Source organism: Paenibacillus sp. YPG26 (genome assembly GCF_023704175.1).
Taxonomy (GTDB): domain Bacteria; phylum Bacillota; class Bacilli; order Paenibacillales; family Paenibacillaceae; genus Fontibacillus.
Map to the genome: position 1 here is coordinate 287,595 of NZ_CP084530.1, position 25,917 is coordinate 313,511.

General features: G+C 51.0%; 18 protein-coding genes and 2 pseudogenes. 13 read left to right on the plus strand and 7 right to left on the minus strand.

What is annotated here, in order from left to right; genetic code table 11:
• Positions 1-2 precede the first annotated feature (2 nt).
• The 4 genes from LDO05_RS01380 to LDO05_RS01395 are packed head-to-tail and all read left to right on the plus strand — an operon-like array spanning position 3 to position 5,016.
• Positions 3-653, plus strand: coding sequence for a TetR/AcrR family transcriptional regulator (locus LDO05_RS01380; protein WP_251377111.1), 651 nt, complete (start codon positions 3-5; stop codon positions 651-653).
• On the plus strand, positions 646-1,917 hold the full coding sequence (locus tag LDO05_RS01385; RefSeq protein WP_251377112.1) for an MFS transporter: 1,272 nt from the start codon (positions 646-648) through the stop codon (positions 1,915-1,917). The genes LDO05_RS01380 and LDO05_RS01385 overlap by 8 nt, the downstream gene beginning before the upstream one ends.
• Positions 1,918-1,933: 16 nt before the next feature.
• Entirely contained in the window at positions 1,934-4,252 is a 2,319-nt protein-coding gene (locus LDO05_RS01390) for an ABC transporter permease (RefSeq protein WP_251377113.1), read from the plus strand.
• 5 nt (positions 4,253-4,257) lie between these two features.
• On the plus strand, positions 4,258-5,016 hold the full coding sequence (locus tag LDO05_RS01395; RefSeq protein WP_251377114.1) for an ABC transporter ATP-binding protein: 759 nt from the start codon (positions 4,258-4,260) through the stop codon (positions 5,014-5,016).
• Between the two features lie 4 nt (positions 5,017-5,020).
• Here the strand turns inward: LDO05_RS01395 and LDO05_RS01400 are convergent, their stop codons facing one another.
• On the minus strand, positions 5,021-5,692 hold the full coding sequence (locus LDO05_RS01400) for a DUF2306 domain-containing protein (RefSeq protein ID WP_251377115.1): 672 nt from the start codon (positions 5,690-5,692) through the stop codon (positions 5,021-5,023).
• 836 nt (positions 5,693-6,528) lie between these two features.
• Here LDO05_RS01400 and LDO05_RS01405 point away from each other — a divergent pair.
• Both LDO05_RS01405 and LDO05_RS01410 read left to right on the plus strand, forming a co-directional pair.
• Entirely contained in the window at positions 6,529-6,765 is a 237-nt protein-coding gene (locus LDO05_RS01405) for a hypothetical protein (protein ID WP_251377116.1), read from the plus strand.
• Positions 6,766-6,967: 202 nt separating this feature from the next.
• A pseudogene (locus LDO05_RS01410) lies at positions 6,968-7,498 on the plus strand (DUF3267 domain-containing protein).
• Between the two features lie 75 nt (positions 7,499-7,573).
• Here LDO05_RS01410 and LDO05_RS01415 read toward each other — a convergent pair.
• A complete protein-coding gene (locus LDO05_RS01415) occupies positions 7,574-8,395 on the minus strand; it encodes an AraC family transcriptional regulator (protein ID WP_251377117.1) in 822 nt (273 codons plus the stop codon).
• 220 nt (positions 8,396-8,615) lie between these two features.
• Between LDO05_RS01415 and LDO05_RS01420 the strand changes: the two genes are divergently transcribed.
• The 6 genes from LDO05_RS01420 (at position 8,616) to LDO05_RS01445 (ending at position 18,012) form a co-directional block, all read left to right on the plus strand.
• Positions 8,616-10,790 (plus strand): alpha-galactosidase, encoded by a 2,175-nt coding sequence (locus LDO05_RS01420; RefSeq protein WP_251377118.1) that lies wholly within the window; start codon positions 8,616-8,618, stop codon positions 10,788-10,790.
• Between the two features lie 124 nt (positions 10,791-10,914).
• Positions 10,915-12,705, plus strand: a complete 1,791-nt coding sequence (locus LDO05_RS01425; protein ID WP_251377119.1) for a sensor histidine kinase — start codon at positions 10,915-10,917, stop codon at positions 12,703-12,705.
• Positions 12,693-14,249, plus strand: a complete 1,557-nt coding sequence (locus tag LDO05_RS01430) for a response regulator transcription factor (RefSeq protein ID WP_251377120.1) — start codon at positions 12,693-12,695, stop codon at positions 14,247-14,249. The genes LDO05_RS01425 and LDO05_RS01430 overlap by 13 nt, the downstream gene beginning before the upstream one ends.
• An 85-nt stretch (positions 14,250-14,334) precedes the next feature.
• On the plus strand, positions 14,335-15,291 hold the full coding sequence (locus LDO05_RS01435) for an ABC transporter permease (RefSeq protein WP_251377121.1): 957 nt from the start codon (positions 14,335-14,337) through the stop codon (positions 15,289-15,291).
• A 14-nt stretch (positions 15,292-15,305) separates the two neighbouring features.
• Positions 15,306-16,244 carry a carbohydrate ABC transporter permease gene (locus LDO05_RS01440; protein ID WP_251377122.1) on the plus strand — a complete coding sequence of 313 codons (939 nt, stop codon included), beginning with the start codon at positions 15,306-15,308 and terminating at the stop codon, positions 16,242-16,244.
• A 73-nt stretch (positions 16,245-16,317) separates the two neighbouring features.
• Positions 16,318-18,012 carry an ABC transporter substrate-binding protein gene (locus LDO05_RS01445; protein ID WP_251377123.1) on the plus strand — a complete coding sequence of 565 codons (1,695 nt, stop codon included), beginning with the start codon at positions 16,318-16,320 and terminating at the stop codon, positions 18,010-18,012.
• Between the two features lie 415 nt (positions 18,013-18,427).
• On the opposite strand, the gene LDO05_RS01450 is transcribed toward LDO05_RS01445, so the two are convergent.
• The 3 genes and pseudogenes from LDO05_RS01450 to LDO05_RS01460 form a co-directional block, all read right to left on the minus strand.
• Entirely contained in the window at positions 18,428-20,599 is a 2,172-nt protein-coding gene (locus LDO05_RS01450) for a PAS domain-containing protein (protein ID WP_251377124.1), read from the minus strand.
• 698 nt (positions 20,600-21,297) lie between these two features.
• Positions 21,298-21,462 (minus strand): annotated as a pseudogene (locus tag LDO05_RS01455) (VOC family protein); the annotation flags it as partial.
• 21 nt (positions 21,463-21,483) lie between these two features.
• A complete protein-coding gene (locus LDO05_RS01460; RefSeq protein ID WP_251377125.1) occupies positions 21,484-22,872 on the minus strand; it encodes a stalk domain-containing protein in 1,389 nt (462 codons plus the stop codon).
• 168 nt (positions 22,873-23,040) lie between these two features.
• On the opposite strand from LDO05_RS01460, the gene LDO05_RS01465 reads away from it, so the two are divergent.
• Positions 23,041-24,177 (plus strand): NAD(P)/FAD-dependent oxidoreductase, encoded by a 1,137-nt coding sequence (locus LDO05_RS01465; protein WP_251378569.1) that lies wholly within the window; start codon positions 23,041-23,043, stop codon positions 24,175-24,177.
• Between the two features lie 276 nt (positions 24,178-24,453).
• Here the strand turns inward: LDO05_RS01465 and LDO05_RS01470 are convergent, their stop codons facing one another.
• Together LDO05_RS01470 and LDO05_RS01475 are read right to left on the minus strand one after the other, a co-directional pair.
• The gene (locus LDO05_RS01470) at positions 24,454-24,903 is read right to left on the minus strand and encodes a carboxymuconolactone decarboxylase family protein (RefSeq protein ID WP_251377126.1); all 450 of its coding nucleotides are present in this window, start codon (positions 24,901-24,903) and stop codon (positions 24,454-24,456) included.
• A gap of 68 nt (positions 24,904-24,971) precedes the next feature.
• Entirely contained in the window at positions 24,972-25,652 is a 681-nt protein-coding gene (locus LDO05_RS01475; RefSeq protein ID WP_251377127.1) for a Crp/Fnr family transcriptional regulator, read from the minus strand.
• Between the last annotated feature and the right edge of the window lie 265 nt (positions 25,653-25,917).

Sequence of the window (25,917 nt, forward strand, 5' to 3'; positions counted from 1 at the left end):
TTATGAGAGTTAAAAAAGAAGCGGAAGAGCGCAGGAATGAAATTCTGGATGCGGCGGATGAGCTGTTTGGTAAGAAGGGCTTTGACAGCACGAGTACCAATGACCTTCTTGAAAAGGTCGGTATTGCCCGGGGGACGTTGTATCACCACTTCAAATCGAAGGAGGATATTATGGATGCGCTGATTGAGCGGTATAATATCCGCATTCTTACAGCGGCCCGGGAAATTGCTCTGGATACAAGCATCCCTGTCATCGAGCGTCTGATTCGCGCTGTGATGGCACTGAATCTTGGCGGCGGGAGCAGCAGTAAGGAAATTATGGAGCACATTCATAAGCCACAGAACGCGCTTATGCACCAGAAGATCCAGAAGAGCATCATTAATGGCGTTACGCCGATCCTGGCAGGAATTATCCGCGAAGGTACCGGGCAGGGACTATTCAGCACCCCGTATCCGTATGAATCCATGGAGATGATCGTGATCTATGCGAATACTATTTTTGATGGAGATATGGTGCCGATGACAGGCGAGGAGCGCACTTCGCGAATAGGGGCTTTTATATGCAATGTTGAAAGGTTGCTCGGTGCCCAGAGGGGAAGTCTTATGGAGGTTGTGCGGATGTTTGGCGGAGGTGATGAAGAGGGCCATGAGTAAGCCGGATAAATCCTTCAGGAGGTTTCTTCTGTTGTGGTCGGGACAATTGGTGTCGGCGATAGGAAGCGGGCTTACTTCATTCGGACTTGGGGTTTATGTATTCCAGCAGACGGGCATGGCCTCGGCTATGGCGCTTGTGACTTTGCTTGCATTTAGCCCATCGCTTCTCTTGAGCGCATTTGCAGGTGTGCTGGCAGACCGTTATGACCGCAGGCTTCTCATGGTTCTGGGCGATAGTCTTTCGGCACTCGGACTCGTATTCATCCTCGTATGCATGCTGAGCGGAGAAGCTATGTTATGGCAGATCTGTGTGGGGGTCACCATTAGCTCGGTGTTCTCGTCACTGCTTGAGCCCGCATACAAAGCTACGGTGACGGATTTGCTTACGGAAGAGGAGTACACGAAGGCAAGCGGCCTTGTACAAGTAGCAGGCTCGGCCAAGTTCCTGATATCTCCCGTCATTGCGGGCTTACTGCTCACTTGGGCGGATATCAAGCTGCTGCTTGTTATAGACATTGCTACAGTTATTATCACCGTATTGACGACTCTTGCCGTACGCAGCGGTCTGGCTTCCAAGACCCGCGAGCAGACCTCATCGTTCATCCGTGAATTCAGGGAGGGCTGGAACGCAGTCTCGGGAAATCGGGGTGTGCTTGTACTGGTGCTCATCACCTCGGTGCTGACTTTTTTCCTCGGATTTATTGAGACGCTCTCGATACCCATGCTGCTTAGCTTCACGACCAGCTCTTTGGCAGGTACGATTGTTACCGTCATCGCTTCAGGAATGCTTGTGTCCAGCGCGGTAATAGGGTTCATTCCCATCAAGAGGAACTTTGTGAGAATTCTCTCTATTTCGCTGTTCGGTATCGGTATAGGTATGGCGGGATTCGGACTGCGTGAGAACCTGATTATGGTCGGTATTTCTGGATTCTTCTTTTTTGCCATGCTGCCATTCGCCAATATGAGTCTGGATTACTTGGTACGCACCAACCTTGATCAGGCTGTTCAGGGCCGGGCGTGGGCATTGGTCGGAGTTCTATCACAGCTTGGATTCGTCGCGGCTTACGCACTTTCCGGAGTGTTGGCCGACTATGTGTTCACTCCATTATTAGTTGAAGGCGGAGCGCTTGCAGACAGTGTGGGCAGGATTATCGGCACAGGCGGCGGCAGGGGAACCGGATTTCTCATTATCATCGCCGGACTGCTGCTGTGCGTAACCTCGGTCCTTCTGCGCCGATTGAAATCGGTCGCGAAGCTCGAATAAGGAGGCGACTTATGTTATGTACCTCAGAATCATCCGCAACGATATAGTCAAGAGCAAGCTGATCACAGGGATAACCATAACCTTTGTGGCTGCCGCGGCTATGCTGGTTGCTCTGGCCGTGATTCTCACTGTAAATCTTGCCGGCGCAATAGATACGCTTATGACAAAAGCGAGAACACCGCATTTCATGCAGATGCATACAGGAGACCTAAATACAGCCCGGCTTGCTGAATTCGCGAAGCGGAGCAGTCATGTTGATCAGTTCCAGGTCCTCGAATTCCTCAATATGGACGGTGCTCAGATCAGATTAGGCGACCGTACGCTTGTGAACAGTGTCCAGGATCATGGACTCAGCACTCAGAGCGGACAATTTGACTATCTTCTCGATCTGGACGGAAAAGTCATTCATGCATCCGATGGAGAGCTGTATGTCCCGCTAAGTTATATGAAGGACGGTACCACGAAGGTTGGCGACAGGGCCCTTATAGGCGGGAAGGCATTCACTGTTGCGGGATTTCTCCGGGATTCCCAGATGAATTCCTCGCTCTCCTCTTCCAAGAGGTTCCTTGTCAGCAGACAGGATTTCGCGGACATCACAGAACTCGGCCATACCGAGTATCTGATCGAGTTCAGACTCAAGGATCTATCGGCGCTCGGCGCCTTCGAAGCCGCTTATGCCTCCGCGGGGCTTGAAGCGAACGGACCAACAATGACCTATCCGCTCTTCAAAATGATCAATGCCATCTCCGACGGAATCATGATTGGAGTAATCCTGCTGATTGGTGCGCTTGTCGTTCTCATCGCCCTGCTGTGCATCCGCTTCACGCTCTTGGCAAGAATCGAAGAGGATTACCGTGAACTCGGAGTGATGAAGGCTATAGGGCTGCGTGGATCTGATATTAGGAGGATTTACCTTGCCAAATATGCGGCCATTGCGGCGGGAGGCAGCCTGCTTGGCTTTGCGCTCTCAATCCTGCTTAAGGGAACGCTTCTGGAGAATATACGGCTGTACATGGGTGAAAGTGAGCATTCTTCTGTGGCGACAGCCTTGGGAATTATCGGCGCCTTGCTTGTCTTCCTTGCCATCATGGTCTTTGTCAGCAGAGTGCTTAGACGATTACGGGGAATATCACCAGCGGAAGCGATCCGCTTTGGCATTTCACAGGAACAGGCTTTGGGCACAAAGCGTATGAATCTGAGCGGCAGCAGGCTGCTTAACACGAATATTTTTCTCGGTGTAAGAGATGTTCTTGCCAGGAGGAAGCTGTATCTTACCATGCTGTCCGTGTTGATCATCTCTTCATTTATCCTGCTGGTACCGCAGAATTTGTACCACACAATTTCTTCAAGAGATTTCATCGAATACATGGGTGTGGCTAACGCCGACATGCGCATAGATCTTCAGCAGACAGACGGCATCTCCACGAAGGCAGCTGAAATTACACAAGTGATGAACAGTGACCCTGCTATCTCAAGGTCTGCTGTCCTTACGAACAGGAAATTTCAAGCGAAGTTGGAGAGCGGAAGGGGAGAAAGGTTGAGCATTGAGCTCGGCGATCACTCGCTCTTCCCCGTGAGATACTCCGAGGGGCGAGCGCCCGCCGCGGTGAATGAAATTGCGCTGTCAGCCATGAATGCCAAGGAGCTGGGTAAGAAGGTGGGCGATGTCATTACCCTAGTCATCCGAGGGGGCAGCCACAATCTTAAGGTAAGCGGAGTTTACCCCGACATTACCAACGGCGGCCGAACCGCAAAGGCTGTATTCACGGATACATCGGCAGACGTCATGGGCTACGTGATCTATGCCAAGCTTGCAGAGCCTTCTCTGATCGGCAGCAAGGTTGCGGAGTATGCGGACAGGTTCGAGGCGGCAAAGGTCTCGGATCTTGATGAATATATCGCCCAGACCTTTGGGTCAGCTATTAGCTCGGTCGGAAAAGCCGCGAAGTCCGCGCTGATCGCCGCGCTGCTGATTACGGCACTTGTCACACTCCTATTCATGAAGATGCTTGTCGCCAAGGACAGATATTCTATCGCGGTTATGAAAGCGTTCGGCTTCACCAGCTCAGATATCAGGACGCAGTATGCAGCGCGTTCCGTGTTCGTTCTAATGGCCGGGATCGTGCTCGGCACGCTTCTGGCCAACACGGTTGGGGAGAAGCTTGCCGGCGCGGTGATCTCTTCCTTTGGAGCGTCAGCGTTCCATTTTACGATCAATCCACTGACCGTGTATCTGCTTAGCCCATTGATGATGACAGGTTCAGTGCTAATCGCTACTATACTCGGCACTTCGGGTGCCAGACATATCCGAATTTCCGGAAATATAAAGGAGTAGGCCCTATGAAGAAGATCATTATTGCTGATCAAATCGTGAAATCCTATGGTGAGGGTGATGAGAAGCGCGATGTTCTTAGCAGTGTGTCTGCCTGTGTTCATGAGGGCGAGTTCGTTGCTGTCATGGGGCCATCGGGTTCGGGGAAATCCACACTGATGTATGCGCTGAGCGGGATGGATAGCGTGAATAGCGGGACAATCGTGGTTGACGGCAAGGATTTAGCGGGAATGGGGGAGAATGAGTTATCGGATCTGCGCAGAACCGGAATGGGATTCGTGTTCCAGCAGCCAACGATGCTAAGGAATCTGAATATCCTCGATAACATCATTCTTCCATCCATGCGGGATAACCGAAGAAATATTGCGGCAGTTACGGAGAAAGCAAGAAGGCTCATGAGGAGGCTCGGCATTTCCGGGTTGGAGAAGCGGGATATCACCGAAGTCTCGGGAGGACAGCTTCAGCGTGCGGGAATATGCCGTGCTCTTATGAATGGCCCCAGAATTATTTTTGGCGACGAGCCTACAGGAGCACTGAACTCCCAGACCTCGCAGGAGATTCTGGACTTATTCTCCGAGATCAACGCGGAAGGTACTGCGGTTATGCTTGTAACCCACGACGCCAGGGTGGCGTCGCGGACAGAGCGCGTCATGTTCATGTGTGACGGCAGCATTGTAAGCGAGTTGACACTGCCGAAGTACAGCGGAGTGAATCTGGATGACAGGACCCGAAAGATAACGGCCAAGATGCGGGAAATGGGAATATGACAGTTCACTTGTGGACTGTGCTATAAGAGCGGGACCACCTTGATGGAATGCGCCCAATAATCCATTCGGCGAAGATCAGATTGGGAATCCAGCAAATCCAGGCAATAACGCGGTAATATACGTTAAAGTGTTCCAATCCAAATAGGAGCATGCTTATGGGCAGGTATATGCGAAGGGTAACCGCCGCAAGGGTCAGAGCATAGTTGCGGAGCATCCAGTTTTTATGCTTACGCGGATCTTGTTCAACTATGATCGCGCGAAGGCCTTTAGTCAGCGTGAAGAGCCAGGACAGAGAGAGAAGCAGAAACGCGGCCGTAGACACCCATCCGCCAGTAGCTTTGAACGCAATAAATATTCCAGATGCCCCTGAGAAAATAACACAGCCGCTATAAATAATGCCGAGGGTCCGGTGCAGGCCGCGGTATTTCTCCCTGATGGAGTCGATAAATTGAATCCAGCCGATGGAAATGGCGATGATTCCTGCTGCTATATGAATGTAGAGAACTAAGAAATAGAGATCGGATAATGTCAGGTGCTGGTTGTTGACCTTATCTTGAATCAAACCTGATGAGGCTGCCCCGAAGCCAAAATATTGCACCCCTAAATATATGCTGACTCCTAAAGCAAGAATGGCGATCACTGCGCCCCATATCCGTTTCGTACGCTGCTGGAACATGAAATCCCTCCTGAACATGACAGATTAGCTACTCTGTTATTTTACATTAGTCCGGTAATTAGTCCGTTGGGCTGCAGATGGATTTAGGATCGGTCGGAGGACTGATGCGGGGGAATGCTAACGGGCAAAATTGGGGCGGGAGGGTTTGTATTCTAGTATTCAATAGTTTAACAAGGGCAGGACGCATAGTGCTCGAACGGTAAGCGAAAACCCAAGGAAGGCAAGGGACTTCTTGGGTTTTGTTATTTATATTTCTATCAATCATCTGCTCAAGTGCTTGCTTGTCCATGTAAATATTGTTCAAAAGCAGCACCCTGTTTTTCTTTGTTGTGCCGAATGAGACCTGACTTCATAGCATTGCGCATGTTATGCGGGCGATATAGTTATGCGCTTTTTGTTCGGCGGCTGATCTGTTTTGAGTGCGGGACATCGACCATCCGGTTTCTCTCCAATATTCGTGGAACTTGGCGACTGCAAGAGGGATGAATGCTCCGTTCGCTGATACTATGAACTGAATATTTTTAAGTGTCATCTTTCTCATATCGCTACTCTCCCTAATTGCCCTAAAATTCATCATATACGGGGACATGATGAATTTTACAGTGGAGTACTTAATCTCGCATCATAGAGAATGAATGCAGAAAAAAACCCAACTCTGCTAACGAAGCGGAGAAGGGTCTTTATTGAGTATAGTCAGCTCTAGCTAACAAAGCGGAGAAGACTGTACTCATCCGTATTATTTATTCATCATCATGATATTATGTATGTGGGTGAAAGTAAAGTCGATATCAATTTGGCTATTGGGATGTATGCAATGATTTATAATATCTATTTCGATGAAGCGAATAAAATTGACCAGCCGGGAAAATCGAATTCTTATTATGGTGCGCATATATAAGGCTCGTTACGATGTTTCAGAAATAACCAAGCTTCAGGCCATCATGTTGAAAAATCCAGGTTTACTCGCAAAAAAATATCGCAAGCTAATGGAATATCCTAATACGCTGGCACGTATGTTACTCGGCTACAAGGATGAAGTCGAGGGTAAAGGAAGAAACTTTTCACTGGTGTAGTAAATTAATGACCACTGTTGCGTGATTAGATAATTGAGAGGTATTTGATCTGGAGGTGCTTTTATGAGCGGGAAAAAAGGTGTGCTTATATTATTGTGTGCATGTTTGCTTGTGTTACTGCCTTGTATGTGGTTTTTTTGGGTCTTCGTTAATTTATAATTGGCCACCGGCAAGCCGGGGTTACCAGGAAGGTGGAGATTTAATGATTTTATGGTTCCGGCATCTGCCGCAGGCAGAGTTAAATATGTCAGAATGGAAGCCTTTTATTCAAAGTACCTGGTTTCGAGATCACTATATGAAGTTTGTCTACCTCTTGATGCTTATATTTATCGCCATACCAATCTGGCTTGGAGGACGGTCTTTATTTCCTGTACATGTTCCCCTACTGCTAGTCGGCGCACTTGTCTTTATCACACATGAAGCCCTACATATTCTCGTAATCTACAATAAAGGCGATATTAGCCTAACGTTGAGAGGAATATTCTTCTGACTTAATACGGATGCAGTTCTATCCAAAAGACGGTTCTGGGTGTTTATGAGTTTGCCGTTTATCGGATGTACCGTTGTCCCAGCTATAGCTTCGTTATTTGTAGCAGGGAATATCCAAGCCCTTCTCCTATTCATTAGTTGGGTGAATTTAATTTTCTCTTCCTCCGATATCGTGAATTCGTTCTTAATTCTTCTCAAGCCAGCTCAATCTGAATTTTGCAGAGGTTATTATCGGATTAAATAGTGTCACTACATAATTGCAGCAACAGTTGGTTTACTTCAATCCTCAATCTGTTCATGTGGCTGAGAAGCCCCCGCCTCAGAACCCACCTCCCCCCCGGTAATGCTTAGGAGACAGTCCCTTCAGCTTCTTGAACACCTTGGAGAAGAGCAGCGGGTCGCTGTAGCCGACGGAGCGGGAGATGTCGCCGATCGAGAGCTCGGCGTTGTCCATCATTTCACATGCTTTATTGATCCTGTAGCGCACCAGGTATTCCTGAATGCTGGTGTTCATTCGTTGTTTGAATAAGGAGCCCAAGTAGCTTCGGTTCAATCCAATAAAGTGCGCGATATCCTCGATCGTAATTTTCTGGGCGTAGTTCATTTCGATGAAATCCGTCACTTTCTCCACGTACATCTCCGTTAGGCTGTCCCCCTCGCTGGGGGAGACCACGGGACCGAACTCCACGATAAGCGACAGCATCGAGTACAAAAGTCCGGTCAGTCTGGCTTCCCGGGCTTTGAGGTAATCTTTCGACTCAGCCATCCAACGTACATATTGGTAGATCATGTCGTCTCTATCATACTGAAGGATCGGCGATCCCATCGTTAACCCCGCCTGCTTAAGGAGCAGTTCAGCCTGCGTTCCGCTAAAACCAACCCAGCAATAAGACCAGGGGGCCGCGGCGTCGGCCTCATAATACGTAACTACATTAGGGCAGATCAGGAAACCTTGACCCCTCCGCAGATGATATCTGCTGCCGCCCACCTCGAAGATTCCTTCCCCATCCAAAATATAATGCAGCAAATAATGCTCCCTTACAGCCGGCCCATAATAATGTCCAGGTATGCAGTCCTCCACGCCAAATTGAGTCAGATAGAGCTCTGAGCGGTGCTTGCTGCGCGGTAAATACTCAATCATGACATATCTCCCTCTCGTTAAGTATCTAGCATTATACCATGTTAATTAAGCATCATGCCATGTACTGAGTATCCAAAATAATATATATTGTAATCGAATACATTACCATTATACAGTGACATACAAAACAAGCTTTAAGACATATTTGGATTAGCAAATAGTTAATTTTTAGGGAAGGATATCCGCCTCGGATATCACTTCTAGAGAGAGGATGTTAATAGTGGGCGTAATTGTACAAGAACACACCGGGCTGTTTCACCTACAGTCTTCCGGCATGAGTTATATGATTCAGATCGTGGACGGGTACCCCCTGCACGTATACTGGGGAGGCAGGCTGAAGCACCGGGAATCCTTAGCTGATCTGCTGATTCATACCCCGGCGAATGCCGGCCTTGACCGGTTACCTCAGGAATATCCGCAGTATGGAAGCGGGGACTTCCGCAATCCGGCATACCAATCAGAGCTTGAGGATGGAACCCGTGTGACGGAGCTGAAATATGAGGGATACCGGATTATCAAGGGCAAGCCAGCCTTGTCCGGGCTTCCTTCCGTATATACAGAGGATGACGCCGAAGCGGAGACGCTGGAGCTGGAACTGAAGGATGCCTATTCAGGCCTCCAGGTTGTTCTTAGCTATACGATCTATGCGGATCGGAATGTCATCGCCCGCTCAGCCAGGCTGAATAATGCGGGAGAGCACAATCTTCGGCTTCGCCGCGCGCTAAGCGCCAGTGTCGATTTCCTCGGCAAGGATGATCTGGAGATCATGTACCTGTCGGGAGCATGGGCACGGGAAGCGAACATTATCCGTAAGCCGATTCATCAGGGTGAGACCCGGATCGATAGCAAAAGAGGCATGAGCAGCCACCAGTTCAACCCGTTCACCGCCTTGGTCACCCCGGAGACAACAGAGGACCATGGCGATGCGTACGGCTTCAGCCTCGTGTACAGCGGCAGCTTTGAAGCGGGGGCGGAGGTGGATTCCTTCGGTTCCACACGGGTAAGCATCGGACTGAACTCCTTCGATTTCGCCTGGCAGCTCAGTCCGGGAGAGAGCTTCCAGACGCCGGAGGCCGTTATGGTCTACTCCGGACAGGGACTTGGAGATATGTCGCGGACCTATCATCGATTGTACCGGACCCGGCTGTGCCGGGGGAAATACCGGGATGAAGAGCGTCCAATTCTGGTCAATAACTGGGAAGCCACTTATTTTGACTTCAATGCGGACAAGCTGGTATCCATCGCGGAAGAGGGCGTGAAGCTGGGGATTGAGCTGTTCGTGCTGGATGACGGTTGGTTCGGCAAAAGAGACTCCGACAATTCCTCCCTTGGAGATTGGTACGAGGATCGTCGGAAGCTGCCGGACGGGCTTGCGGATGTCGCGCGGCGCGTGAACGAACAGGGTCTGAAGTTCGGCCTCTGGTTCGAGCCCGAGATGATCTCGCCGGACAGCGAGCTGTACCGGAGGCATCCGGACTGGTGTCTGCATGTTCCGGGGAGAAGACGCAGTGAAGCCAGATGGCAGCTGGTGCTTGACTATACCCGTCAGGAAGTGCGCGATTACATCTATGACTCGCTGTCCGCTATTTTCACAAGTGTGCCGGTCGCTTACGTGAAGTGGGATATGAACCGCGCTCTGACGGAGATTGGTTCCGTGGCTCTGCCGCCGGAGCGCCAAGCCGAGACGGCCCATCGTTATGTGCTTGGCTTGTATGAACTGCTGGACCGCATCACTACCGCATTCCCGGATATTCTGTTCGAGAGCTGCTCAAGCGGCGGCGGACGCTTCGATCCCGGCATGCTGCATTATATGCCGCAGACCTGGACGAGCGATAATACCGACGCGGTGGAGCGTCTCAAGATTCAATACGGCACCAGCCTGGTGTATCCGGTTAGCGCCATTGGGGCGCACGTGTCGGCTGTGCCGAACCACCAGGTTGGTCGGATAACCCCTCTGGAATTCCGGGGAGATGTCGCCATGTCCGGGAACTTTGGCTATGAGCTGGATCTGACGAAATTCACCGAGGAGGAGAAAGAAACGGTCAAGCGCCAGGTCTCTGCCTACAAGGAGATTCGCGGTTTGGTTCAGAAGGGGGACTTGTACCGGCTTAAGAGTCCGTTCGAGGGGAATGAGTCGGCCTGGATGATTGTGTCGGAGAATCAAGAGGAGGCGATCGCCTACTATTTCCAAGTGATGGCCGTGCCGAACGCGCCTAAGCGCAGCCTGCGCCTTGCGGGACTGAATCCGGAGCTTGAATACGAGGTTCAGTCGGGTCATAGTGGCGAGACCTCAATTCATGGAGGAGACAGACTCATGCAGCTGGGTCTGCCCCTTGCCTATGAGCAGAAAGACTATGAGAGCGGATGGTTCAGACTTCGGGCTGTAACGCATTAAGGTACCCGAGCCGAGGTCCAGGAACAGGCAGTTCCTGAACATTCAATTGATTGAGCTATACACGGCCCCTTTGCATTCAAAGGGGCTTTTGCGCGTAGCCGCTGACGGAAGGGGAGGGTCCACCATGTTTTTTGTCCGAATGATGAATGACATGAAAATGAAGAAGAAGCTTGCGTTCACATTCATTACAGTCGCCGTTCTACCCCTGCTACTGAGCGGTCTGTTCCTAATGGGGAAGCTTCGCGGGATCGTCATTAACGATGCATTCAAGCAGGTCTCGGCCAATGTGGAACGAGTTCAGAAGCGTACGGAGGAGCTGATTAATGTACCGCTTGATATTTCCTACCGGCTGACGAATGACAACCGGATGAAGCGGGTCGCCAGCCAGCATTACAGCGATTATACGGAGGTGATAAAGACCTACCGGGAGTATACGGATATCCGCGACTATCTGCAGTTATACAAAGAGATCTCGGGCATCCGTGTCTACGTGGATAATCCGGGTGCTCTTAACAACTGGGAGTTCATTCAGCCTGGCCCCAATATCACAACCGCCAAATGGTACAAGGAAGCCATCCAGCAGAAGGGTCTTGCAGGCTGGAACCTTATCGAGGACGAGCGCAGCGGCGCCGATCACCTAAGTCTGATTCGTTCTTTTTCAGTGGATTCCTTAGGACGGGAGGGAGTTCTCGTTATTAATGTAGCCAGGCAGCAGCTGAGTTCAATTCTGGATCAGGAGTCATTTCCCACCTTGCTTGTGGACACCCGGAACCGGATCGTCGCGGCTAATGAGCCCGGCTTGTACGGGAAGGATCTGTCTGAGATCCATGCTGACGAAAATATACTTTTCCGGAAGGAGGGAAGTTACGACACGCTGCTGGATGGCCGAGCGTCCAAGGTGGTGATCGCGGATCTGAATCCACAGAACAGCTGGAATGGGCTTCGCATCATCTCGATCTTCTCTGTGTCTGACATTACCCGCGATGCCAACCAGGTGATCCGGCTTGGCGTTGTCGTCATTACGGGCAGCTTGATCTTTGCCATCGTACTGATCTATGCATCTGCTTCGCTGTTATCCAGAAGGCTTCTTCGTCTAAGCCGGCATATGTCCAAAGTAGGGGCGGGCTCATGGGATACTTTCCTTCATATTGATGCCAAGGATGAGATCGGCGTGCTGTCCAGGCAGTTCAATGCGCTGGTCAGGAACGTGACCCAGCTGGTGGAGGAAGTTCAGGAGACCAATCGTCAGAAGAGCCTGGCCCAGCAAAGACAGAATGAGATGAAGTTCAAAATGCTGGTCAGCCAGATTAATCCCCATTTCCTCTTCAACTCGCTGGAATCGATCCGGATGGAGGCTCATATCCGCAGACAGGATGATATTGCGGAAGCGGTATGGCTGCTCAGCAAGCTGCTGCGCAGCAGTCTGGAGGCGGGCAACAGCAAGATTCCCTTACGCGAAGAGCTTGAGCTCGTGCGCTGTTATCTCGACATTCAGAAGTTCCGGTATGAAGAGCGCCTAAGGTACCATTTGGAGGTCGATCCGAAGCTTGCGGAGATGCTTGTTCCCTCCATGATCATTCAGCCTTTGGTGGAGAATGCCATCATTCACGGTCTGGATCACCGCGCGGAAGGAGGCCTGATTATCGTGGAGGTGAAGGAAGTGCAGGAAGGAGTCCGGATCAAGGTATGTGACAACGGTGCCGGCTTCCCGTCTGAACGCCTTGCCCAGGTGCGGAAGGAACTTGTCTCACCCGTTAGACAGCATGAAGACAGAAGTATCGGACTGCGGAACGTGAATGATCGGCTTGTTCTGCTCTACGGGGAACCGAGCGCCTTGGTTATCACAAGCGAGTTCGGTTCCGGAGCTTGTATTACGTTTGTTATTCCAGGAGGTGAGCTCCATTGCTCAAAGTAGTCATTGTCGACGACGAGCCTAAGCTCCGTCAAGGTCTTCAGACGCTGATTCCGTGGGGACAGCTTGGCTTCGCCGTTGCAGCTGCGGCAGCCAATGGACAAGAAGCGCTTACGGTGATTGAGGAAGAGGATCCCGATCTTGTTATTGCCGATATCCGTATGCCGGTCATGGATGGGCTGCAGTTGATTCAGCACCTGACAGCCGCCCGGCACCGGACCCAGTTCATCATACTCAGCGGTTATGCCGACTTCGAGTACGCCAAGCAGGCCATCAACTACGGGGTTGCCGGTTACCTGCTTAAGCCGGTGGACACCAAAGAGATGGTGGCAAGGGTAAAAGGAGTGCGCGAACGCATTGAAGCGGAGCAGCTTCAGCGGGAGCGGCATCAGGCAGAGATCAGGGACCGGGACTGGCTTCTACACCGTCTGCTCGTTCCTCAGGATAGAGCCGGCGACCCGGCAAGGCTCAGGAGCATGGCGGCAGAAGCAGGTCTGCTCTGGAGCAGCTATGAGGTCATTGCCGCTCTCCCGCAGGCAGCGGGACCGGGCCATTCTGATGTGCTGCGCCAGCTTGCAGATGCATGGAGGCCCATTATTGAGGGAGAGTACAGAGGAGTTATCACCCTACATCCCCCGTATGTGGTCCTGCTTCTACAGGAGCCGCTGCGAGGAAGGCAGCGCCGGGAGAAGCTGTATCTGGAGCTGAAGAGCGCCGCGAACGGGCTCAGGTTCACAGCAGCAACCGGAGGAGGGACCGCGGCTGCGCCTGACAAGCTTAGTCCTTGTTATCTGAAAGCCCGGGAGTCCATAGAACAAGCCTTCTTCGGCGAGAAGGGCCGGCTGCTGGGGCCGAACCCTCCGGTGTATCCGGTGCCGGATCCGGAATGGCTGTCTGGCGGCAGCAGTGCCGGAGAGAGAATGGAGCAGCTTATCTTCCGCCTGTATTACAGCCTGGATGCCGGCAATCATGCGGGGGTGCGCCCCTTGATAGGCGAGGCGGCAGCAACCTTTTTGCTCCAGGGACAGGATGAGAGGGGGGTGAAGGAGTCCTTCTTCTTTCTCTCGAATGCCGTTATTCACAAACAGATCGGGAACTCCTCCAGAAAAGGGATAGGGACAGAGGCGGTATCGCGCTTCTTGAATGGAATCTATCAATACGAATATTTGGTCGATCTGCTGGAGGAGACCCACCAGTTCCTGCTCGCCTTGGCAGAAGACGGCGAACCCGGAGGGAAGGAGCAGGAACTGAAGAAGATGATCAGCTTCATCCACAGGCATTATGCCGAGAATCTGCGACTTGATACGCTGGCTGGACTGCTTAATTACAGCACGGCGTATCTGGGACAGCTGTTCAAGAATAAGACAGGGGAGTACTTTAACACGTATCTGGACAAGGTCCGGATCGAGAAAGCCAAGGAGCTGCTGGGACAGGGAATGAAGGTATATGAGGTAGCTGAACGTGTCGGCTACGCGAACGTCAATTATTTTCACAGCAAGTTCAAGAAGTATGAGGGCCGTTCCCCGTCTGATTATAAGAATCCGTAATTTGTAGATGATTTTCTCCGAAATCTGTTGTATGGGCTGCGTGTGCTCCCTGATCTATGATGGAAACCAAGGGAGGGGAGAAATTATGAAAGCGATATCAGTTAGAAAGGAAGGCGCTTACAGAGAGAGAAAGAAGAAGGCCTGGAAGGTATTTAAAAATCAGAAGTACCTGTACTTCATGTCCGTTCCGTTCGTTCTCTGGGTCTTCGTCTTCCAGTACCTGCCCTTGTGGGGCTGGACCATGGCCTTCCAGAAGTATAAGCCTGGCGTAGGCTTTTTCGATCAGAAGTGGGTAGGATTCGAGCACTTTCGCGCCTTGTTCCAGGATGAGCATTTCTACCAGGTGTTAAGAAATACGCTTGCCATGAGCTTCATGGGCCTGATCGCCGGCTTCATAGTCCCTGTTGTCTTCGCGCTCCTGCTCAATGAGGTTCGGATTCAGGTGATGAAGCGGTTCGTACAGACCATTTCTTATTTGCCCCACTTCGTATCCTGGGTGGTTGCGGCAGGGATTGTCACCAAGATGCTCTCGACCGACGGCGGGGTTGTGAATGATATCCTCATGGGCCTGCACCTTATTGATCAGCCTATCCAGTTCATGGCACAGGGACATTGGTTCTGGGGCATAGTAACCGGCGCTGACATCTGGAAGGAGACAGGCTGGAACGCGATAATCTATCTGGCTGCGATCTCCGGAATTGGTCCTGAGCTGTACGAAGCCGCCCGGGTAGACGGGGCAAGCCGGCTTAGACAAATGTGGCATATCACCCTGCCGGGGATTCGTCCAACCATCATCGTTCTGTTAATTATGTCCATCGGCCATCTGCTTGGAACGGGCTTCGAGAAGCAGTTCCTGCTGGGCAATCATATGGTCATCGATTACTCCGAAGTGCTTGATTTGTATGCGCTTAACTATGGTCTGGGGATGGCACGCTACTCCTTCGGGACGGCGATCAATATCTTCAATTCGGTGATCAGCCTGATCCTGTTGTTCGCGGCTAACGGTATCTTTAAGCGCTTCACCAAAGAAAGCATTATGTAAGGAGGAAGGATGATATGGAGGCTGTCAAAAGCACCAAGCCTGTCGGCGGATTGAAGGCCAAGCTTCAGTCCAAATCACCGCAAGACCGCATCCTGGAAGTATTCGTGTATTTCTCCATGACGGTCGTCACTGTTCTAACCATCTATCCGTTCTTGAACGTGCTGGCCATTTCCTTTAACGATTCGGTGGATACCGTTCGAGGTGGAATCACCATCTGGCCAAGGGAATTCACGCTCAAGAATTACGAATTGATCTTCAACTACGGAGGACTCATCACCGGATTCAAAATATCTGTCCTGCGGACCCTCATTGGTACGGTGCTAGGCTTGATCAGCGGTTCGATGCTGGCTTATGTGCTTGCGCGAGCCGACTTTCAAGGAAGAAGATTCATCTCTGTCTTCCTGGCCATCACCATGTATGTGTCCGGGGGCCTTATTCCGGGATTCATCCTGATGAAGGATCTTCATTTGATTAACACATTTGCCGTGTATGTTCTGCCTGGACTCGTAAGCGCGTTCAACGTCTTCGTGATTCGATCCTTCATCGACGGTCTTCCCTATGCTCTGCAGGAATCAGCCAAGCTTGACGGGGCTAACGACTTTACCATCTATTGGCGAGTCATCCTGCCTCTGTGCAAGCCGGCGCTTGCCACCGTGGCGCTATTTCTGGCGGTAGGACAATGGAACTCCTGGTTCGACACCTATCTGTTCAACGGGTCTAATGAAGCGCTGACGACTCTGCAATATGAGCTGATGAAGATTCTGCAAAGTACAACCACGAGCGCGACCAACGCCCAGGATGCGGCCAATATGGCAGAGCGGATGGCACAGGTCTCGCCGGAATCGGTCAAAATGGCCATCACGATCATCGTAACGGTGCCGATCCTTATCGTGTATCCGTTCTTGCAGAAATATTTCGTTAAAGGTATGACGCTAGGCGCAGTCAAGAGTTAAACGAATGCAGGGCTGGTATTCATATGTACCGGCCTGTATTATACAAAATCAGCTATTATGGGAGGTTTTCTTCATGAAGTCTCGTAAAAAAAGAATGTTTACGTCTCTACTGGTGTCGCTGACTTTGGTGGGTGCTCTTGCTGGATGTAGTGGAAATGAGAGTTCGCCTGCGGCTGGGGGGACTACTACAAGCGGGGACAGTCTGGAGCCGATTACACTGACTTATTTCTCTGAAGATCCCAGCACCAACTGGAATAACATGAAGGACGAGGTCGGTAAGCTTATTACTCAAAAGACCGGCGTGACACTGGATGCCGAATTCGCGGTTGGGGACCCGGTTCAGAAAATCTCCCTTATTGCCGCAACAGGGAACTATCCGGATTTGATCGCCGCGAAGGCGGATGTCGGCAAGCTGGTGGACGCCGGGGCGGTCATCGACCTTACGGAGCTCATCGACAAGCATGCGCCAAACATCAAGAAGATGCTGGGGGACAAGATTGTAAGAACCAAATACAGCCTGGACGATCCGTCCATCTATGCGATTCCGACCTGGTCCGCTGTCGATGAGAAGAAGATCAAAGCGGATGAGGGCTTCGAGCTTCAGCACCGTGTTGTGAAGGAAGCGGGATACCCGGAGATCCGTACGGTACAGGATTATGAGAAAGTGATTAAGGATTATATCACGAAGCACCCGACCGATGAGAACGGGAACAAAAATATCGGCATGTCCCTGAACGCCGACGATTGGCATATGTATCAGGTAACGAACTCGGCATTTCTGACAACCGGAGGACCCAACGACGGGGAATACTTCATTGATCAGAACACACACCAGGCTACCTATCATTTCCGTCGTCCCGAAGAGAGAGAATACTTCCGCTGGCTGAACCACATGAACGCGGAAGGACTGCTCGATCCTGAGAGCTTCGTGCAGAAGACGGATCAGTTCAAGGCCAAGATCGCTTCAGGCAGAGTGCTCGGTCTGGCAGACCCTGAATGGGACTATGGCGACGGGCAGAATGCACTGAAGGCAGCTGGCAAATTCGATCAGACTTATGGTCATTATCCGGTTACTATGAGCAAGGAGTATAAGGACACCAGCTTCTGGCCAGCCGGCTTTGATGGCGGGTATGGTATATCGATCTCCAGCAAGTGTAAGGATCCGGTACGCGCGATCAAGTTCCTTGATTTTCTGGCATCAGAAGAAGGACAGATCCTGAACAACTGGGGAATTGAAGGCAAGCACTACACGGTGGAGAATGGCAAGCGCAAGATCATTCCTGCTGTACAGGAACGGATGGACAACGACAATGCAGCGTTCACCAAAGAGTCTGGTATGGGTCTGTACTGGAACATGATGGTCCACTACGGCGATGGTATCAAGGACTCAACTGGCAATTACTTCACCCGCAACTATCCGGAACTGCTGGCTACAACTTACAACAAGGCAGAGAAGGAGACTTTGAAGGCCTATAAGGCTGAGCATTGGAAGGACCTGTTCCCTAAAGAAGAAGAATTCACACCAAGAGCTTATGGAGCTGCTTACACCATGTCTCTGCCTAACGACGATCCTGCTGTTATTCTGGGCGCCAAGATGAAGGACATTACATGGAAGCGCATTCCTGAGGCGGTTATGGCCAAGCCGGAGAACTTCGACAAGATTTGGGACGCATATATGGCTGACCTCGAGAAGGCTGGAGTTAAAGAGATGGAAGAAGCCTATACCAAGCATATTCAGGACCGGATCAAGCTGTGGTCGACAAACTAAGATTGATTAGCGAGGGTAAGTAGAGTTGAGGGATAAGTTGTCTTAAAGCTCTAAGCACGCCGAAGATCGGTTAGATACCTGTATAGAGCCGGCCTGGCCATTTGTGAATTCCAGTTATATGTAAAATTGAACCGCTCTTTCCCTACGGGAAGAGCGGTTCTTGATGCTATGGCTATAAAATTTCCCATGCTTGGAGCGCTCGCTATTTCGCATTTTTATCCGGCTGAATATAAGTCAAACGTTAAGCCGCTATCGTTCGATTTTTGCCGCTTCTCTTTGCCTCGTACAGCAATTTGTCCGCTTGAATGAACAGCTCTTCCTTCGAAACCGCAAAATCATATGCCTTTAATCCAAGGCCTTCACTTTTTGGGCATATGAGGTGCTCATATTCAGCGGTACGAGTCGCAGTCCGCGGCTAATGAACGTTTATGCCAAACTGTTCATCTGCTCGCTCGATGGGGAAGGTGATTGTGACCGATGTGCCAACGTTGACTGTGCTGGTGACCGAGAAGGTGCCGCCGTGGCTTTGGATAATGCGGCGGCTGACCATAAGCCCGAGTCCGGTGCCTTTTTCTTTGGTGGTATAAAACGGCTCGCCGAGCCTTGCCAGCCGGTCCTTTGAGATCCCGCACCCCGTATCGCGAATCACGATCTCGACTGCCGCAGGGTCTAATCTGCGGACGCTGACTTCAATGACGCCTCCGCTTGTGGTCGCTTCGAGCGCATTTTTAATAAAATTGATCATCACTTGCTTGATTTGATTCTCGTCACACAAGAGCAGCGGCAGTTCGTTGTCAGTCAAAACCTTGACCTCGATGCTGTTCAAAATCGCCTGCGTACTGAGTAGAGTGACGGTTTGCTGGATTAATTGCCCGATATCCTTGGGCGTACGCTTTGAAATCTGCGGTTTAGCGAGCACAAGCAGCTCGGATAAAATCCCTTCGATCCGGCTCATTTCTTCCGAAATAATCTGGAGATACTCCTGCTTGGCTGGCTGCCCGGACTTCATGAGCTGCAAAAATCCTTTGATCGCGGCGAGCGGATTGCGGATTTCATGTGCGATCCCGGCAGCAAGCTGGCCCGAAACGGACAACTTCTCCGAGTTGATCAGCAGATCCTGTGTCTTTTTACGCTCTGTGATATCACGTATGACCGTGTAAATGGCAGCTTCTCCTTTAAAGACAGTCGGCATTGATTTCGATTCTACATGGATAACTTTCCCGTCCGCACGAATTAGATTATGTTCAATCAACTCGACGGTTTGGCCGCCGGCCACCTCAAGCAGTCTCGCTTCGATCAAATCCCGATACTTCGGGGCTATGTATTGGATGAACGGTTTTTGCATGACCTCGGACTTATCGTTGCAGCCAATCAGTGCTGTGCCGGCTTCATTAATAAACAGCCATTGCTGCCCGCGGGTTATGATGACCATATCCGGGGAGTCTTCGACAATTCGCCGGTATCCTTCTTCTGCTGCCAGCCGTTCTGTAATATCGCGGGCGATCGCAAGAAATTGAACGATCTCCCCCTGCTCATTGCAGATCGCTCGTATTTTGTTCTCCATATATACGATATGACCGTCTTTATGCAAGTTCGGGGCGGTTACGAGTACCTCAAGCGAGTCTTGGAAAGGTGACGAATTTTCAAATTCCCGTACTTCGTTTTGCTCCCATTGATTTCCGCCGTAAAGACCGATCACTTCTTCCGGCTTATAGCCAAGCACTCTCGTAATCGCGGGCGAAGTGTACTGGACGATTCCGGACTTGTCGGTAATTGTAATAATATCTTGCGAGTTCTCCGAAATCAGGTGATACAAATTTTCTGCCCTTTCCAGCTGTTCGCTCTTCAACTTCTCGTTCGTAATGTCTTTCACGATACAGAACAATGATTCAATCTTGCCGCCACACATAATCGGAACAGATGTAACATTAACGTACAACGTACGCTCGTCTCTGTGAAAATAAGACATTTCGAAGCTGAGCGGCTCTCCTCGTAATGCCCATTCAAACTGCTGTTCAATAGAAGGTAAGTTGTGCACCTGGATCGCGTAAGGATTCGAGAGCAGCTCGTCCGCCGTATATCCGGTTAATTTCTCGCATGCCGGACTGATATACACGAGCCCGTCCGATTCAGAATATAAGAGGACGAGTTCGGGATGATTCTCAAGGATCGAATGGAATCGTTCTTCATATTCGCGCAACTGCTGTTCCAGCCGTCTCTGTTCCGAAATTTCGTGCATCTCAACGAGAAAATGCTGCGTAACGCTATCTGCGATAGTGATATGCAGCTGCATCCATACCATTCGGCCGTCTTTGCGGACGAACGGGTGCTCCAGGCGTTGCGGCTGCTGTCCATCTTGTTTGATTTGGGCAAGCAGCTCGCTTGCTGCGGCCGCTTCACCGAATCGCATAATCTTATGAAAAGACAGTCGCTGCAGTTCATTCTCCGCATAACCGAGCATCCGGCAAAAAGATTCGTTAACCATTAGAAAAGCGCCCTCGTTGGTAACGACCGCCAAACCGGCCCCGGCATGTTGGAACCAATGGGCGAATAAGACTTCCCTATGTATCTTTTGGTCTGCGGACATGACGTACGTGACCCCCCTCACTTAAGCTTCATCTTTGAGGCTCATCGTCACTTCGAAAGCGGTAATCGTCGATTCTCCTGAGGCTATAACCGATGTGGGATCACAATGCGCTGCAGCCCATCTGAATATAAGCCGAGATCAACTGAACAGAGAGGAGACGTAAGTTTCGAAGGACGATGTTATTAAATCTGATTACGGCAAGATCTTGTGGAATAAGGCAGCCGAGCTTGGGCATTTGACTCATGACATAGAGAGCGCTACCATATCAACGGTCACGATCAGCGCCGTCGGCTGCTCGGGCAAGCTCAATGAAAATGAAATGGCGCGCAGCGTCGTACGCCGGCGGCACAACTGTAAATGCAAATCGACATAAGATAGATTAGGGCGAACTCTAGATTAAAGAGTTTCTATTGAAAGTGAAGTAACAAAGTTGCAAGTTGGTGCAAACGATTGCGCCCAGCTATCAAAAGAATCGAATGGGGAAGTTGAATGGATTTTTTTCATAGTATCCCATTTCAAAAAAATAGGCAATCTTTACAATTTTGGGAGGGGAGGCATCTGCCGATACCCATTGAGGAACAAATCTTTGTTGGTCAAATCAGACTGGATAGGCTTGATGAGTTAGAGTTATTATCTGAATTTAGAATCAGGCACTTCTCCTATTCAAGGGAAGTGCCTGTTTATTTGCAGTAGTTCAGCTATTTCGCATTCTTATCCGGCTGATGAATCCCGAAGGTATTCCCTTCGGGATCTACATAATACCCCTGCCACGCCATACCGGGCAGAGCGTACTTTGGCAGTGCAAGCTTGCCTCCGTGCTTAAGAATTTGTGCCTCAGTGGAGTCGTAATCTTCAACTCCCATGATCAACAATCACCCTCCTTATTACTTATTCAGTACGATCGACACATCACCCTGTGCGGCCTTCCACTCCACAGAGGCTCCAAGAGCCTGAGACAAAAACCTCAGCGGTACGTAGGTCTTGCCATCCACATAGGTTGGTGCTGTGCTCATCAACGTCTGCTTTCCATTTACGATTGCTGCCTTGCTGTACACGGTCAGCTGAATGGTTCGCGCTTCTCGCGTTGCGCTGATTCGGCCATTGTTGTAGTCCACTTTGGCCCCGAAAGCCTCGAACAGCTCCCTCATCGGTACAAGCAGCGATCCGTCACGCAGTACCGGTGCGGAGGTGAGCGGTAGGTTGGTACCGTTCCAGCTGACAGTCAGCTCATGCTGCACAGGCAGCACCTTGGGGGATCCGTTAAGGGGACTAAAGTTCATAGTCAATTTCGTTTTGCCCCATTGCCATACCTTGCCGCTTTTATCCATGGCCAAGCCGCTGTTGATCGACCGGGCCACAGCTTTCACGATATGGCTCAGTCCCTTTAGCTTAATGGAAGAGCTGGTATTGTCGGGGTTCCAGGAAGTCGTTGCCCACACCTGCCCCTTTGAATCGGTCACGAGACTGTCCAATTGCGCCTCGTACCCTGCATCAATGGAACGGAAGGCAGAGTTGTGTGCGATCTTCTGCAGATTGCCGCCATTAAAACCATACCAAAGACTTCCATCACCCGCGAGTACGAACACGGCACCGCGATTTGCAGACATCGCGTTCTCGGATATAGATACCACTTTGCGGTTACCTGGAAGTCGGTAGCTATTCGCCCCAGAATGTACATTATCCCCGTAATAAAACTGCTCAATAAGACCGTTCTTGCGGGCGAAGGCAAGATCTGTATTGATATCAGCATCAATGATGTCATGGGCAATCAGGATAGGCTGATCCAGCAGCGGATCCCGAGCCCGGTAATCAGAGCACATATCTTGGACAAGCTTTGAGTTCGCCGCGATGGCCACCTGGCAGCTCTGTCCCCAAGCCCACAGATTGCCGGTGTTATCCAGTGCAAGGCTGCCGGCATTGCTGCTCGAAATCTTGCGAATACTTGACAAGCCCTGCACCTGGTAGCTGGTAGAGGAACCTGGTTTCCATTCCCATACAGTTCCGTCCCGCTTAAGCAGCAGCTTGGGGGTTATCTTCACAGCACCTGGGACGCTTGGTCCGCGTTTGGCTGGCTCGTTGCCGTGCCAATACCAGACTGTTCCATTCTTGTCCAGCGCAAGCCCGGTTCCATCTCCCTCAGCCGTAAAGTCAATGTCTACAATTCCGCTGAGTGCCCTTCCTTCACCGGGTGCGGGACTGGCGGCATAAGCGTCGGATGCCGATGAAGCTAGTAACATGAGGCTTAGTGTCAGATAAGTTAGAAATTTCCTCACAAAATTGAACCTCCTCTAAGTAGTAGTATCTATATAGACTTCGGCATATGGTAAAAGTTTCAATTTGTTTGACAATTTTCTCGACACCAAGAGGGTGTAGACACTTTTTATGAAGATCTAGTTATAATGATAAGACTGAGAAGTGCGATCCGCAGGAAGGAATGAATCATCATGAAAATTATCGTTATTGGCGCGGGAATCGCCGGCGCATCTACGGCATATCACCTGGCGAAGCTGGGAGCGGACGTGCTCATTATCGACCGGCAGGATCAAGGGCAGGCTACGGATGCGGCAGCAGGAATTATCTGTCCCTGGCTGTCGCAGAGACGGAATAAAGCCTGGTATCAGCTTGCCAAGGCCGGTGCGCGATATTACCCTGCTCTGGTTGAGGAGCTTGAACGGGAAGGGGAGAGCGAGACTGGTTATGCCAGGGTCGGCGCTCTCAATATACATACGGACCCCGAGAAAATCGGCAAAATAGAAGAACGTGCATACCAGCGTCTCGAAGACGCACCGGAGATTGGCGCGATTACCCGGATGGATGAGCACACAACCCGGGAGCGATTCCCCCTGCTTGTGGAAGGGTGCTCCTCTGTTCACATTGGTGGTGCCGCCCGGGTTGATGGCCGTGCGCTGCGGGATGCACTGCTTCGGGCTGCCGTAAGGAATGGGGCTGAACTCATCCATGGGGATGCTCAGCTGGAATTTCAACCGAACCGTGTAACGGGCGTGACTTGCGGGGCCACCCGCTACTTGGCTGACGCGGTTATTGTGTGCGCGGGAGCATGGGCTGGGCAGCTGTTGGAACCTTTGGGTGTTAATTTTGAGGTGAGGTATCAGAAAGCGCAGATCATGCATCTGCAGCTTCCAGACCCCGCACTCAATACGGGCGAATGGCCGGTTGTGATGCCGCCTTCGGATCAGTACCTGCTTGCCTTTGGACAGCAGAAGATTGTTGTGGGGGCCACGCATGAGAATGATATTGAAGGCTACGATACGAGGATTACACCAGGCGGCATGCACGAAATCATCAGCAAATGCCTGACCTGGGCGCCTGGACTCGCGGACAGCACATTTGAAGAGGTAAGGGTGGGCTTCCGCCCGTTCACAGCCGACTTCCTTCCGGTAGTTGGAGCAGTACCCGGCTGGGAAGGACTATTCGCGGTAAATGGTCTCGGCGCCTCAGGACTAACGATGGGTCCCTTCATCGGAAGCCAAATGGCCAAGTTAGCACTTGGCATACAGCCGGATATTGACCTGACCGATTATGATATCGGCAAGGCTGTCCAGCACCGCGCACTGTAGCAATTGCTTGGGCACTGCCTTCGAACTCAACTTAGCTGCTTGGGCACTGCCTCGAACATAACAGCAACTGCTTGAGCACAACCTCGAAATTAACAGTAGTTACTTGAGCACTGCCTCGAACAAAACATTAGCCGCCAGGTGCCTGCCCTCAGACTTTACAATAACTACAGGGCGATTGCCTCGAACCTAAGAACCCCCGCCGGGTAAGGCCGGGCTTCTTAGACTTGCGCGGGCCCTAAGCCTGCTTGATGATGTTGGCGAAGCTCCGCTAAAGGCCTAACAGAAACAGCCGGGGCTGCCAGAACCGCCAGAACCGCCAGTTCCGCCAGAACTGCCGGGAGAGGGAGGCCCCTCGGCCGGCACCTGATCTTGGAAGCTGTCATCTTCATAGGCAAGCAGCGATTGGGTGGCGTGGCTGAGTACCGCCCCGGCCCGGGTGGAGGTCGCTACCAAGACGGCTTCAAAGATTTCTTCACGGGTCCCGCCGAGCGATTTGAATCTTCGGGTGTGGACATCGATGCAGTAGGGACAGCCCGTCACATGAGCAACGGCGAGGGCAATGAGTTCCTTGGTCTTTAAAGGAATGGCGTGCAGCCCATGATATACTTCCTTTTCGAATGTTAGGAAAGACTCTGCGGCCTGCGGAGCAAGCTGAATGAGTTCAGGCAGCTTCTTGAGATTGGAGCTGTCATAATAACTTCTGCTACGGTCACCGGAGTTCTTCATACAAGTTCACCTCAACATTGAATTTGTATCAAGCTTAACAGTCTCCGGGCACCTCATCCGTGACAAAGTCACATTGACCGTTCATTATGGATGACCCCCAGCAATTGATCGCGGTCGAGAACTTGTATACAGCCTCTGCGGGCTGCAATGATCTTCTTACGGACAAGCTCCTTCAGGGAACGGCTGATCACCTCTCTGGCTGTACCGAGCTCGGTGGCTAGCTGTTCATGGGTTATATGCACAATTTGATTGTTGTTGGTATCTATCTGCTTCAGTAAAAATTCCGCGATGCGATAAGGGATCGATTGGAAAGCAATATTCTCCACGAGCTGGGTAACGGATGTGATTCTCTGGATCATTTGCTTGAAGACATACTGCTTGAGCGGCAGATACAAGTCCATCCATGTCCTGAACAAGTGGATTGGAATTAAGAGAACCTCGGTGTCAGCTTCAATAGAGACTGAGGCCTCATACGGGGTCTCTCCCAAAATGCTGGCCAACATGAGAACGCAGCTTTCTCCGTTCCGCACACGGTACAGGGTGATTTCTTTTCCCTGCGGGGTAACTTTATAGATACGCACAGCTCCTTGCAGAATGAACATGGCATGCTGAAGGATATGACCCTCCCGTATGAAATGCGGAGTATCAGGGGTAACCGTCCTGATCTCGGCTTCGGCCCAATCCTGTTCAGGGACCAGGGATAAGCTGGGGAGCGCAAGAGAGACACGCTTAATATCGGATTGGAGCAAGGGTACAGCCTCCTTGTGTATGTTCTGGGTACATATCTCGCTTCTTATACAATAGACTAGCTAGAGCGGACTAGCCATTCCCCTGGTTAAAGCTGTTGACTCGGCAACGGGTACCGACTTATCATCCATTTCCCCTTGTAACTAATCGAATCCTATGCAAACCTTATTACTATAGAAAGTAACTAAAAAGGTTTTTTCACGTACTAACATGTATAACATAACAAAGCAACCTTTCTCCCCCTATTGCATATAAGTATGACAATAA

What these genes read in the sequence shown, in the direction of transcription:
- LDO05_RS01470 (WP_251377126.1), bottom strand. Translation starts at nt 24,903, where the DNA reads ATGAAGAACTCCGGTGACCGTAGCAGAAGTTATTATGACAGCTCCAAT.
- LDO05_RS01390 (WP_251377113.1), top strand. Translation starts at nt 1,934, where the DNA reads ATGTACCTCAGAATCATCCGCAACGATATAGTCAAGAGCAAGCTGATC.
- LDO05_RS01395 (WP_251377114.1), top strand. Translation starts at nt 4,258, where the DNA reads ATGAAGAAGATCATTATTGCTGATCAAATCGTGAAATCCTATGGTGAG.
- LDO05_RS01435 (WP_251377121.1), top strand. Translation starts at nt 14,335, where the DNA reads ATGAAAGCGATATCAGTTAGAAAGGAAGGCGCTTACAGAGAGAGAAAG.
- LDO05_RS01380 (WP_251377111.1), top strand. Translation starts at nt 3, where the DNA reads ATGAGAGTTAAAAAAGAAGCGGAAGAGCGCAGGAATGAAATTCTGGAT.
- LDO05_RS01400 (WP_251377115.1), bottom strand. Translation starts at nt 5,692, where the DNA reads ATGTTCCAGCAGCGTACGAAACGGATATGGGGCGCAGTGATCGCCATT.
- LDO05_RS01450 (WP_251377124.1), bottom strand. Translation starts at nt 20,599, where the DNA reads ATGTCCGCAGACCAAAAGATACATAGGGAAGTCTTATTCGCCCATTGG.
- LDO05_RS01385 (WP_251377112.1), top strand. Translation starts at nt 646, where the DNA reads ATGAGTAAGCCGGATAAATCCTTCAGGAGGTTTCTTCTGTTGTGGTCG.
- LDO05_RS01445 (WP_251377123.1), top strand. Translation starts at nt 16,318, where the DNA reads ATGAAGTCTCGTAAAAAAAGAATGTTTACGTCTCTACTGGTGTCGCTG.
- LDO05_RS01425 (WP_251377119.1), top strand. Translation starts at nt 10,915, where the DNA reads ATGTTTTTTGTCCGAATGATGAATGACATGAAAATGAAGAAGAAGCTT.
- LDO05_RS01415 (WP_251377117.1), bottom strand. Translation starts at nt 8,395, where the DNA reads ATGATTGAGTATTTACCGCGCAGCAAGCACCGCTCAGAGCTCTATCTG.
- LDO05_RS01405 (WP_251377116.1), top strand. Translation starts at nt 6,529, where the DNA reads ATGAAGCGAATAAAATTGACCAGCCGGGAAAATCGAATTCTTATTATG.
- LDO05_RS01440 (WP_251377122.1), top strand. Translation starts at nt 15,306, where the DNA reads ATGGAGGCTGTCAAAAGCACCAAGCCTGTCGGCGGATTGAAGGCCAAG.